Source organism: Empedobacter tilapiae, assembly GCF_004785645.1.
Classification (GTDB): Bacteria; Bacteroidota; Bacteroidia; order Flavobacteriales; family Weeksellaceae; genus Empedobacter; species Empedobacter tilapiae.
This window is the reverse complement of record NZ_SRPE01000010.1, coordinates 168537-180524: the sequence shown is the minus strand read 5'-3', so window position 1 is coordinate 180524 and position 11988 is coordinate 168537. Positions and strand designations below refer to the sequence as shown.

The window sequence follows — 11988 nt, the reverse complement described above, 5'->3', positions numbered from 1 at the left end:
ATGACAACTCTTAATGAAGAAGAGATTTCAATTATCAAGAAAACAAAAGTTCCTCAGCATTTACAATCTGCAAAAGATTGGTTGCTTATTAGTTGTTATACTGGTCAACGATTTTCTGACTTTATCACATTTTCTCAAGAAAAATTGACTAAGATTAATGAGAAAACCTGTATTAAATTCATTCAACAAAAAACAAAGAAAGAAATTACTTTACCGTTGCATCCTATTGTGATGAGTATATTAAAACGGAACAACAATTTTTTCCCAAAATCAATGCCTATTAAACAGTACAATGAAGAAATACGATTGGTTGCAAAAGTGGCAGAGTTAAACTGTTCTATGAAAGGAAAAAAAAGAGTTGGACATCGTGTCGAAGAAATGATTTTTGAAAAATGGCAATTACTTAGCAGTCATATTGGAAGAAGAAGTTTTGCGAGTAATTTTTATGGAAAAATACCAACACCGTTGTTAATGGAAGCTACAGGGCATTCTACAGAGCAAATGTTCCTCAAATACATTAATCCAGTAAATAATGAACGAATTATGAGCTTATCTTCTTATTTCGAGTGCAAGTAGGTATTTAAACTCTATATATAATTTTTAATTTTCATTTAATTAATTGTGCAACAATCATCAAACAAATGGAGAAGAAGTCTCTGGAGCATTTCCTCATTTAAAAATAGTCCAATGGTTACAGGTGGAGCTTTAGAATTATATGTTACTATAATTATGAAAGGATATGATCCTCAACCATAATATGCAACTATGCCTGCAGAGGGAGAGAACGCAGATTTTATATCCGAATATGTAGCGGCTATAATAAATCACGAACGCTCAAATTGGGGAAATAATGCAAAAAAAATAACAGTTGAAGAAGTGCAAGTCATTTTGGATAAAATAAAATAATATGGATAAAAGAGCTAAAAATAAAATGTGCTTTGTAAGTATATTCCTTACATCAGCTTTGTTTGCATGTGATGCATGTCAATTGCAACAACCAAAAATCACAAAGAATTTTACACATGGAACAAGTCCTCAAAGCGATTGGGATTGGTTTATTGTAGTAATTGTTATTCTAATTACATTATGGACTTTTATTCTATCCCTAAAATATTTATTTAAACTAGGAGAAAAAGAAAGTGGACACATAAAAAATTTATTTTATTCAGATTAAAACAAATCGTATGTAAAATGGTAGAAGCAAAATATTTTAGAAGATCAATTGCATCTAATTGCAGAATTGGACGCACCTACTGTTTTTGATTTAGATACAGTAAAGATGGTTGATGGAGTACTTTTTTTTTAATAGTTAGTCGTTCAACGATGGGTAAAGAAGGATTTAAAATAATACAATTTACAGTTGTAAATGGATCACTTATTCAAGTTGAAGGTATAAAATATAAGGCAATTTTAAATGGAATTATTTCACTTATGATTAATGCCTCTGACAAAGGAAATCAAAAAAAACTAATTAATGGAAGTGAAACACCTAAAACAATTCCTTATTGGATATGGGTACATATATCATTGTTTATTGGATGGGATATACTAAGAAATTATCAGTTATGCTGTTTAAAAAAACAATATAAATCAATAGCTTAATTTAAGTAGATATAAAATATATTTAATTAAATAGTTTATTGTTATAGTAAAAGAAGTTTTTATCATTTTTAAAAAATATGGCATTTTAATTGATTGATGTTTTAATGAAATCATATTTAAAACAAATAAATCTCAATAGGGTAATTACTTTTATGTCGATTTTATTTTTTGAGTTTCCTTATCGTGTTGTTTGTCAATTCTTATTCATTAACATTTACTAATTAATAAATTGCATATGAAAAAATCTAAAAATCCAGATCTTAAAACTGAACAATTGAATCAGTTTACAGTTGATAACTCCAATCAAAAATTAACAACCAATGATGGTGTCTCGATTTATGATAATAACAACACCTTAAAAGTTGGAGATAGAGGACCTTCCTTACAACAAGATCATATTTACTTTGATAAGCTGGGTCATTTTGACCGAGAAAGAATACCTGAACGTGTTGTACATGCACGAGGTAGTGGAGCTCATGGAATATTGGAAATTAATGAGGATATAAGTGAATATACATGTGCAAAATTTCTTCAAAAAGGTAAAACAACACCACTATTTATACGTTTTTCAACTGTTGCAGGATTTAAAGGATCTACAGATTTAGCAAGAGATGTTAGAGGCTTTTCGGTAAAGTTCTATACAGAAGATGGTAATTATGATTTAGTTGGAAATAATATACCTGTATTTTTTATTCAGGATGCTATGAATTTCCCTGATTTAATACATGCAGTTAAACCAGAGCCTGATAAAGAAATTCCTCAAGCGGCTTCTGCGCACGATACTTTTTGGGATTTTATTTCATTGATGCCAGAATCAGCACATATGATTATGTGGGCAATGTCTGATAGAGCAATTCCTCGTAGTCTGAGAATGATGGAGGGATTTGGAGTACATACATTTAAGTTGGTTAATCAAGAAGGTAAAGCAACTTTTGTTAAATTCCATTGGAAACCTAAATTAGGAGTGCATTCTGTTGCATGGAATGAAGCTCAAAAAATATCAGGATTTAATTCTGACTTTCATCGTCAAGATTTATGGGAAGCTATTGATGAAGGAAATTTTCCGCAATGGGATTTAGGTGTTCAGCTAATACCTGAAGAAGATGAATTAAAATATTCTTTTGATATTTTGGATGCTACGAAATTGGTTCCAGAAGAATTAGTTCCTGTAAAGATAATTGGCACAATGACACTTAATCGTAATCCCGACAATTTTTTTGCTGAAACTGAACAAGTAGCTTTTGATCCAGGTAGAATCATTCCTGGTATTGATTTATCTGATGATCCTTTATTGCAAGGTCGTATTTTTTCGTATATGGATACACAGAATTATAGATTAGGTGGAGGAAACTTCCATGAAATTCCTATTAATAGATCATTAAACCAAAAGCATAATAATCAAAAAGATGGAACAGGGAGAATTGATATACTGAAAGGAGGAGTTAGTTATTTTCCGAATAGTAAAGCTTCTGGTTGTCCTTATCATGCAATGTTAAAGGGAGAAGAAGGTTTTCAATCTCATGAACAAAAGGTAGAAGGGAAGAAAGTAAGGGCTAGATCTGATTCTTTTGCTGATCATTTCTCGCAAGCAACTTTGTTTTTTAATTCTCAATCGGAGCCAGAAAAGCAACATATTGTAGATGCTTTTAGTTTTGAGCTGAGTAAGGTTTCTGATCCAAAAATTAGAGAAAGACAAACCGCGATACTTTATCAAATTGATAAAACTTTAGCTCAAAAAGTAGGAGATAATCTTGGTATAATACCTCCAAAAGAATTGGATGAGTTGACATTAAGTTTTGTAAGGCAAAATCACCCTAATTATCCCTTGAAGCCTAAAAAACAAGAACTAAAATCTTCAGATGCGCTTAGTATGAAGGTAAAAGAAGGAGAAGGAAATATTAAAACCAGAAAAGTTGCCTTTTTAGTGGATAATGGGGTTTCTAAAAAAAGTGTAGATCAATTAAAAAAAGTATTAGAAAAGGAAGGAGCCGAAGCGGTATTAATTTCATCTAAAGTGGGCGAATTAACCTATGAAGAAGGAAGTAAAGAAAAGATTTCGCATAGCTATCGTACAGATCCATCTGTTTGTTATGACGCCGTTTATACACCATCAGGTAAATCAATAGAATCTTTAAAATTGAATCCAGATTATTATGAATTTATTAATGATTCTTACAGACATTGTAAAATCTTATTATTTGCAAAAGGAACTGGTTCTTTAATGAATAATTCATTTGTAAGACCTGATAGAGGAGTAGTTTTAGAAGATGAAAATGAGGATTGGATTGCAGATTTTATTGAGGCAATGAAATTACATCGTATTTGGGATCGTGAAGAAAAAAGGAAGGTTCCCTCTTAATAAAATGTATAACGTGATATAATTTTAAAATTTAGATGAATGATATTACAACTTAGTCCTACAATACTTGTTGATACCCCTATTGGTAGAGGTCATACTATTTTTATAATTGATTATGGAATGCATCAAAATTCGTGTTGGGTTGTGACGATGGAAAAAAATGGTATTGTAAAACATTTTGATAGCAATGACATTATAGTTTGTACAAATTTTACTTTTCATATCAATGAGGAGAAAAATTGTTTTAATCACAATCCAGAAATAAAAAAATAAAATTATGGGAAATGCACAGTCACCGACAGAAAATTTGAGCGGAAATAAAGCCATTGAAAAGATAAAATCTATTGCTGAAACTGCCCGAAATTGCTTTTTTACCACCAATATTGGTGGTAATACTACGAGCAGACCAATGGCTCTTCAAGAAGTAGATGAGGTTGGTAATCTCTGGTTCTTGAGTGACGTTCGTTCACTGAAAAATGATGAAATTGAAGCCAATCCTAATGTAGAACTGTATTTTATGAATAATTCTAAATACGAATACATCTTTATTAAAGGAAAAGCCAGTGCTTCACAAGATAAAACCTTAATTGAAAAATATTGGACCAATTTTGCAAATTCTTGGTTTGATGGCAAAGACGATCCTAATATCAGTGTAATAAAAGTTTCGCCGAACGATGGCTATTATTACGAAACCAAAGACAATAAATTTATTGCCATGTCGAAAATGCTTTTCGCCGCCGTTACGGGAAGTCCAGTTGAAGATGGAGGTGTAGAAGGTGAGTTAAGTATATAAGCTTGATTAATTATTGATCTTTCAACAAGAAATTATTACATCTATTTATTAACATTAAAATATATATTATGGGAATTTTAACATGGATTATTTTCGGCCTTATAGCCGGAGCAATAGCAAAAGCAATACACCCTGGTAACGATCCAGGTGGTTGGATAGTAACAATAATTATTGGGATTATAGGTGCGGTAGTTGGAGGTTGGCTTGGATCGATGCTTTTAGGTGTTGATGTAAGCGGATTTAATATTTCTAGTTTTTTAGTTGCAATTGCTGGAGCAGTTTTGTGTCTAGCAGTGTACAGAATGATATCGAAAAAATAGACGGTCTAATTAACGATTAAAATATTGTAAAGTCTCAGAGCTCTGAGACTTTTTGTTTAATATTACTATTTATAATTATGAAAAATATAGCCATTGAATTAATTACTAAAACAGCCGTAATTACTGGCGCTTCCAGTGGTGTTGGCTTAGCTACAGCACACTTATTTGCTCAAAATGGCTATCAATTGGTTTTGGCAGCAAGAGGTGTAGAAGGTTTAGAAAAAGCGGTTTCAGAATGCAATGCTTTTGGTGGAAAAGCGGTTTATAAATCTACCGATGTGTCTAATACAAATGAAGTAAAAGATTTAGTTGAATTTGCTCTGAAAGAATTTGGACGCGTAGATGTGTGGGTGAATAATGCAGGCGTTATGGCAAGTGGAAAATTTGAGGAAATTCCTATGGACATAAACGAACAAGTAATCAAAACCAATTTAATGGGGTATATGCACGGAGCGTACTACGTTTTACCCGTTTTTAAAGAACAAAATCAAGGCATTTTAATTAATAATGTTTCCATTGGAGGATATATGCCAGCTCCATTTAGTTCGGTATATTCGGCAACTAAAACAGGAATAAAAGGGTTGATGAGTGGTTTACAAAGTGAGTATAGTGTGTATCCCGAAATTCATATTTGCAACGTTTATCCACAAGTTCAACAATCTACAGGAAATATGCATTCCGCTAAATTCTCAGGTTTAGATTTTAAAATACCTCCGTTTGCATCAGATCCTAAAGATACCGCAAAGGCGATTTATAATTTAATAGACAAACCTAAAAATGATACCTTTCCAGATGCCACATCATTTATGTTAAAGCTTGCACATGGAGCTTTTCCAGAAACCTTTACCAATCTAGCAACTGGGGTTTTAAGGCTGATGATGAAGGTGAAAAAAGGAAAGGCTGATGAAGGTAATATTTTAGAACCTTCTACGGATCCACATGCTGTTTATGGAAAGATGGCTATTCCAGTACCATCAAAAAGAAATCAAAAAATCATCGGAACATCGCTAGTACTCGCTGTAGGATTTTTTGTAGCGAAACATTTAAAAAATAAATCAAAAAAACTGAATTAATTTGAAACTGCTAAAATTCACATCCAAAGGTATTTATTGCATTCCAGGGAAGTTTTATATTGATCCTTGGCGACCTGTAGATCTAGCAGTTATAACGCATGGACATGCCGATCACGCTCGAAGTGGAATGAAAAAATATTTGTGTCATCATTTCACTAAACCTATTTTATTTTCAAGAATTGGTAGAAATATCGAATGCGAAAGTATCGGTTATGGCGAACAACTAACTATAAATGGGGTTAAAGTTTCATTACATCCTGCAGGTCACATTATCGGCTCAGCACAAATTAGGATGGAGTATAAAGGTTATGTAAGCGTAATTTCTGGAGATTATAAATTGCAAGATGATGGGCTTTCTACGGCTTTTGAAGCTGTAAAATGCCACGAATTCATTACCGAAAGTACCTTCGGTCTTCCTGTTTACAATTGGCTTTCTGTGGCAGAACAAGAAAAAAAAATGCGTGATTGGGTAGATCATAATAGAGCGAAAGGAAAAACTTCGGTTTTTATAGGTTATTCTTTAGGGAAATCGCAGCGTATTATGAAAGCATTGGAGGGTATTGGAGAGTTAAATGTCCATTATTCCATTGCAAAATTGAATGAGGCGTACGAAAGTGTTGGTGTTACATTACCTGAGTACAAAACCATAGATTTACGTGATGACAAAAAGCATTTGGATGGAAAAATAATTTTGTTGCCGCCCGCTTTGGTGGATAATCCAGCAATGAAGAAAATACCGAATATGGCGTATGCCATTTGTTCGGGATGGATGCAAATTCGTGGTGCTAGAAGATGGCGAAGTGCAGATGCAGGTTTTGCAATTAGTGATCACGCAGATTGGCAAGGATTGTTAAGTGCGATCAAAGCTACGGAAGCCGAAAAAGTTTATGTAACGCATGGTCAAACGGCTATTTTTTCTAAATATTTAAACGAAATAGGTATTTATTCCGAAGAAGTAAAAACCGAATATGGCGACGATGAAGAAAGAACAGAAATGGAGGAAGAGAAATAGATTTTCATAAAGATTTTTTGAGATTTTCCTGTCGTCGAAATGACAATACAGCATTGTCATTCTGAAAAAATAAAAGCGGATGAGAAATATGAACAAAACAAGAAGTAAATATTAAAATTGCTTTAAAATTTTTAAATCATCAATGAACGATTTTGCTACTTTAATTAATGCGCTCGACAGCACCAACAAAACCTCTTTAAAACAAGAGGCAATTATCGAGTTTCTGCAAGAGGCGTCTTCGCATGATAAATTATGGTTTCTAGCTCTATTTACAGGGCGAAAACCGAAACGAAATGTCAATTCTACCTTAATGAAAACGTGGGCGATGGAAGTTGCCGAAATTCCAGAATGGCTTTTTGTAGAGAGTTATTCCAGCGTGGGTGATTTAGGGGAAACAATTTCTCTTATTTTACCACCACCAACCAAAACCATCCACTATTCTTTGTCAGAATGGATGCAAAAAATCATTGATTTAAAGGACAAAACGGAAGATCAGAAAAAAGATTTTGTTCTTGATGCGTGGAACGGTTTAGATTATGTAGAGCGGTTTATTTTCAATAAGCTTTTGGGCGGCAGTTTCAGAATCGGCGTTTCCAGTAAAACTTTAATTAATACGCTTGCAAAATATTATAGTTTAGACACTAATGCTGTTACACACAGTATTATGGGTACTTGGACGGCAGAGGAAGTCGATTTCGAAAAGTTGATTAAAGGCGATTATACTGCGACCCATTTATCCAAACCTTATCCGTTTTGTTTGGCTTATGCGTTAGAAAAAGAAATTGAAGATTTAGGCGATACGCAAGAGTGGTTGGTAGAATATAAATGGGATGGTATTCGAGGGCAATTTATTAAGCGAGATGGCGAAGTTTTTATTTGGTCGAGAGGTGAAGAATTGGTGACGGATCAATTTCCTGAAATTCGTGATGAATTGATGCAATGGAAAGGTAATTTTGTTTTGGATGGTGAAATTCTAGCATTTAAAAACGATCAAGTTTTAAATTTTATTGCACTTCAAAAACGCTTGAATCGTAAAAATTTAACGAAGAAAATTTTGAACGAAATTCCCATTGTTGTTTATGCCTACGACGTTTTAGAGTGGGAACAAGATGATTACCGTGAAAAATCGATGATGCAAAGAAGATTAAAATTAGAGCAAATTTTAGAAGACAATCCTTCGGATAAAGTACATCTTTCAGAAAAAATTATTTTTGAAAATTGGAATCAACTTCCCGCAATTCGAGAAAATGCTCGAGAAATTAATAGTGAAGGTTTGATGTTAAAAAATGTACATTCTCTTTATCATACCGGTCGAAAAAAAGGCGATTGGTGGAAATGGAAACTCGATCCACTGACGATTGATGCAGTTTTAATTTACGCCCAAAAAGGAAGTGGAAGACGAAGCGGTTATTATACTGATTATACTTTTGCAGTCAAAAAAGAAGGGAAATTAGTCACGATTGCGAAAGCTTATTCAGGTTTAACAGATAAAGAAATACAAGAAGTTAGCAAATTTATTTCTAAAAATGTGTTGGAAAAATTTGGACCTGTCCGAACGGTAAAACCCGAATTGGTTTTTGAGTTGGCTTTTGAAGGAATTGGATTTAGTAGTCGACATAAATCGGGTGTAGCATTGCGTTTTCCAAGAATTTTACGTTGGCGACGCGATAAAAAAATGGATGAAATAGACGATATTGAAGATATTAAAAAATTAATCACGTGACCGAGAAATTCGAACAATCCGATGGCTTTCAACTCATCAAAAATTGGATGCAAGCCAAAGATATGGAGGCTTTTAATTTTCAGAAGGATGCTTGGCAACGTTTTGCTAATGGCTATTCTGGTATGGTTGTTGCTCCCACAGGCTTTGGGAAAACTTATTCTCTTTTTTTAGCGGTTGTTATTGATTTTTTTAATCATCCCGAAAAATACGGAAATGGATTGAAACTCCTTTGGATAACACCACTCCGTTCTTTAGCTAAAGATTTGGCAAAATCCATGCAAGAAGCGATTGACGAAATTGGACTTGATTGGGTGGTGGAAGTACGAAATGGTGATACCGATCCACAACAGAAAGCCCGACAAACTAAGAAAATGCCTGATATTCTTTTGGTAACGCCCGAAAGTTTACATCTTCTTTTGGCTCAAAAAAATAACGAACGATTTTTTACTCATCTCAAAGCAATTGCGGTAGACGAGTGGCATGAATTGTTGAGTACAAAACGTGGTGTGATGGTAGAATTGGCTTTAGCTGTTTTAAAATTTCGGCAAGCAAACATCAAGATCTGGGGAATTACTGCAACCATCGGTAATTTGGATCAGGCTTTGGATGTTTTGATTCCAAATGCTAAAAAGAGAACCAAAGTTGTCGCTAAAGAGCATAAGAAAATTGAAATTCTCTCCGTTTATCCTCCTGAAGTTGAAATTTTGCCTTGGGCAGGACATTTAGGCGGAAAATTAGTACAGGAAGTCGTTTCCATTATTTTAAAAAGTAAATCGACACTTATTTTCACCAATACGCGAAGCCAGAGTGAAATATGGTATCAGCTTTTATTGGAGGCGTATCCCGATTTTGCTGGGCAAATTGCATTGCATCACAGTTCCATCGATGCTAATTTGCGTCAATGGGTAGAAGAAAATTTGAGTTCTGGACTGTTAAAGGCGGTGGTTTCTACGTCTTCATTAGATTTGGGTGTCGATTTTAAACCTGTAGATACGGTGATTCAAATTGGTTCCAGTAAAGGTGTTGCACGGTTTATGCAAAGAGCAGGACGAAGCGGACACTCGCCTTTTGAAACTTCAAAAATTTACTTTGTTCCCACTTATTCATTAGAATTTATTGAAGCTTCAGCGTTAAAAGAAGCCGTTAAAAATAAAGTGATTGAAAATAGGGAACCTTTTGTTTTGGCGTACGATGTCTTGGTACAATATCTTGTTACTTTGGCTTTGGGCGGCGGTTTTTATCCCAAAGAAATTTATCCCATTATCAAAAATACCTATGCTTTTTCTGAAATAACGGAAGAGGAATGGCAATGGTGTATTTATTTTATCACACAAGGCGGAAAAACAGGTGAAAATTACGAAGAATTTCATAAAGTGGTGAAACAGGAAGATGGAAAACTAGTTGTTGAAAAAAGAAAAATAGGCATGTTGCACCGCATGAATATTGGAGTTATTGTAAGCGATTCGATGTTACGAGTGAAGTTTTTGTCGGGAGGTTATATTGGGATGATTGAAGAATATTTTATTACTAAACTGAGGAAAGGTGATAAATTTGTTTTGGCAGGACGTGTTTTAGAATTCGTTATGCTGAAAGATATGACGGTTTTTGTAAAATTGTCGAGTGGTAAAGCGATAACTCCCAGTTGGCTCGGAGGTAGATTGCCTTTGTCATCTAATTTAAGTTATTTTTTACGTAAAAAATTAGCTGAATCGCTCTCACCAAACGCTCGAGAAAAAGAACTTCGTTTTTTGCATCCTTTGTTGGTGAATCAGAATGAAAATTCGCACATTCCGAAAGAAGATGAATTTCTAGTAGAGCGCATCAAAACGAGAGAAGGTTATCATTTGTTTTTTTACCCTTTTGAAGGAAGATTGGTACATGAAGTGATGGCAGCTTTATTGGCATATCGAATCTCTAAATTGTATCCTATCAGCTTCTCGATGGCGATGAACGACTATGGTTTTGAACTTTTTTCGGACAGAGAAATACAATTGATGGATACGGAATTGAATCAAATTCTTTCTAAAGTAAACCTAATGCAAGACGTTATTAGCAGTGTAAATGCGACTGAAATGGCACGAAGAAAATTTAGAGATATTGCCGTAATTTCTGGAATGGTGGTGCAAACGATGCCCGGAAGACAAGTGAATAACAAATCTTTGCAGGCATCATCGGGAATCATATTTTCTGTTTTGGAAGAGTATGATCCGCAAAATTTATTGTTACGACAAGCATATACGGAAGTTTTTAACCAGCAATTGGAAGAACAACGATTAACCGCAGCATTTGATCGCATTAGTGAAAGTAAAATCATTTATGTAAAATCGGATCGATTTACACCTTTAAGTTTTCCGATAAAAGTAGACAGTTTGAGACAATCGCTTTCCAGCGAAGATTTGAGTACGAGAATTAGAAAAATGCAAGAGGCAAATTTGAAGAAAAAAGCAAAACGGAAATGATTTTAGCAGAGAAGACGATCAATATTATGCAACAAAACTTAGTTTTAACCAATCAACGAGCGTTGTTTTGGAAGGAAACAGAAACCATTGTTCTATCAGACTTACATCTAGGAAAAACCGCTCATTTCAGAAAAAACGGAATAGCTTTACCTTCCGAAATTATTGAGAATGATTTGCAACGTTTGTCTGATTTAATCATCCATTTTCAATCCAAAAGAATGATTGTTGTAGGTGATTTTGTTCATGCAGGAAAAAATTCTGAATTCAACCTCTTTGCTGAATGGAAATCTAAATTTTCTGATTTAAAAATTATCCTAGTAAAAGGTAACCACGACCGAATTGCAAAGGAAAAACTGTTTGATATTGGTGTTACAGAAGTTTGTGAGATATACGAAGAAGAGTATTTTATTTTCTCACATGAGCAACTATATTCTACCAAAAGATTTGTGATTTCTGGACATCTTCATCCAGGAATTAGAATGAAAACTCCAGTTGGGAGATTTGTTAAATTTCCATGTTATATTGTGAGCAATACTCAACTTATTTTACCCGCTTTTAGTTCGTTCACAGGTTTAGATACAAAAAATCATCCCGAAAATTCGCACTATATTTTTTTTACGAAAGAGGACATTTATACTATATAAGTT

The 11988-nt window shown here is 33.9% G+C and carries 13 protein-coding genes; all 13 read left to right on the top strand.

Translation table 11 applies throughout. The features are described from left to right. Positions 1-576, top strand: a 576-nt coding sequence (locus E4J94_RS14245; RefSeq protein WP_168801889.1) for a tyrosine-type recombinase/integrase, incomplete at its 5' end; no start/stop codon positions are given. Between the two features lie 189 nt (positions 577-765). Beyond that, positions 766-906, top strand: a complete 141-nt coding sequence (locus tag E4J94_RS17650; protein WP_168801888.1) for a hypothetical protein — start codon at positions 766-768, stop codon at positions 904-906. 1 nt (position 907) lies between these two features. After that, the gene (locus E4J94_RS14240; protein WP_221411297.1) at positions 908-1174 is read left to right on the top strand and encodes a hypothetical protein; all 267 of its coding nucleotides are present in this window, start codon (positions 908-910) and stop codon (positions 1172-1174) included. A gap of 149 nt (positions 1175-1323) precedes the next feature. Then, a complete protein-coding gene (locus E4J94_RS14235; protein ID WP_246034346.1) occupies positions 1324-1602 on the top strand; it encodes a hypothetical protein in 279 nt (92 codons plus the stop codon). Positions 1603-1837: 235 nt separating this feature from the next. After that, positions 1838-3961, top strand: a complete 2124-nt coding sequence (locus tag E4J94_RS14230; protein WP_135836450.1) for a catalase — start codon at positions 1838-1840, stop codon at positions 3959-3961. Between the two features lie 39 nt (positions 3962-4000). Continuing rightward, positions 4001-4234, top strand: a complete 234-nt coding sequence (locus E4J94_RS14225; protein ID WP_135836449.1) for a hypothetical protein — start codon at positions 4001-4003, stop codon at positions 4232-4234. A 4-nt stretch (positions 4235-4238) separates the two neighbouring features. Beyond that, positions 4239-4754, top strand: coding sequence for a pyridoxamine 5'-phosphate oxidase family protein (locus tag E4J94_RS14220; protein WP_135836448.1), 516 nt, complete (start codon positions 4239-4241; stop codon positions 4752-4754). Positions 4755-4822: 68 nt separating this feature from the next. Beyond that, the gene (locus E4J94_RS14215; protein WP_019976198.1) at positions 4823-5074 is read left to right on the top strand and encodes a GlsB/YeaQ/YmgE family stress response membrane protein; all 252 of its coding nucleotides are present in this window, start codon (positions 4823-4825) and stop codon (positions 5072-5074) included. Positions 5075-5151: 77 nt separating this feature from the next. Then, entirely contained in the window at positions 5152-6147 is a 996-nt protein-coding gene (locus E4J94_RS14210; RefSeq protein WP_135836447.1) for an SDR family NAD(P)-dependent oxidoreductase, read from the top strand. A 1-nt stretch (position 6148) separates the two neighbouring features. After that, on the top strand, positions 6149-7159 hold the full coding sequence (locus E4J94_RS14205) for a ligase-associated DNA damage response exonuclease (protein ID WP_135836446.1): 1011 nt from the start codon (positions 6149-6151) through the stop codon (positions 7157-7159). Between the two features lie 142 nt (positions 7160-7301). Further along, positions 7302-8882, top strand: coding sequence for an ATP-dependent DNA ligase (locus E4J94_RS14200; protein ID WP_135836445.1), 1581 nt, complete (start codon positions 7302-7304; stop codon positions 8880-8882). After that, positions 8879-11341, top strand: a complete 2463-nt coding sequence (locus tag E4J94_RS14195) for a ligase-associated DNA damage response DEXH box helicase (RefSeq protein WP_262710490.1) — start codon at positions 8879-8881, stop codon at positions 11339-11341. Before E4J94_RS14200 ends, E4J94_RS14195 begins: the two co-directional genes overlap by 4 nt. Beyond that, positions 11338-11985 (top strand): ligase-associated DNA damage response endonuclease PdeM, encoded by a 648-nt coding sequence (gene pdeM, locus E4J94_RS14190; protein WP_135836444.1) that lies wholly within the window; start codon positions 11338-11340, stop codon positions 11983-11985. The genes E4J94_RS14195 and pdeM overlap by 4 nt, the downstream gene beginning before the upstream one ends. Positions 11986-11988: the final 3 nt, after the last annotated feature.

Excerpts from the sequence above, each read along its gene's own strand:
- E4J94_RS17650 (WP_168801888.1), top strand. The coding sequence starts at position 766 with ATGCCTGCAGAGGGAGAGAACGCAGATTTTATATCCGAATATGTAGCG.
- E4J94_RS14240 (WP_221411297.1), top strand. The coding sequence starts at position 908 with ATGGATAAAAGAGCTAAAAATAAAATGTGCTTTGTAAGTATATTCCTT.
- E4J94_RS14235 (WP_246034346.1), top strand. The coding sequence starts at position 1,324 with ATGGGTAAAGAAGGATTTAAAATAATACAATTTACAGTTGTAAATGGA.
- E4J94_RS14230 (WP_135836450.1), top strand. The coding sequence starts at position 1,838 with ATGAAAAAATCTAAAAATCCAGATCTTAAAACTGAACAATTGAATCAG.
- E4J94_RS14225 (WP_135836449.1), top strand. The coding sequence starts at position 4,001 with ATGATATTACAACTTAGTCCTACAATACTTGTTGATACCCCTATTGGT.
- E4J94_RS14220 (WP_135836448.1), top strand. The coding sequence starts at position 4,239 with ATGGGAAATGCACAGTCACCGACAGAAAATTTGAGCGGAAATAAAGCC.
- E4J94_RS14215 (WP_019976198.1), top strand. The coding sequence starts at position 4,823 with ATGGGAATTTTAACATGGATTATTTTCGGCCTTATAGCCGGAGCAATA.
- E4J94_RS14210 (WP_135836447.1), top strand. The coding sequence starts at position 5,152 with ATGAAAAATATAGCCATTGAATTAATTACTAAAACAGCCGTAATTACT.
- E4J94_RS14200 (WP_135836445.1), top strand. The coding sequence starts at position 7,302 with ATGAACGATTTTGCTACTTTAATTAATGCGCTCGACAGCACCAACAAA.
- pdeM (WP_135836444.1), top strand. The coding sequence starts at position 11,338 with ATGATTTTAGCAGAGAAGACGATCAATATTATGCAACAAAACTTAGTT.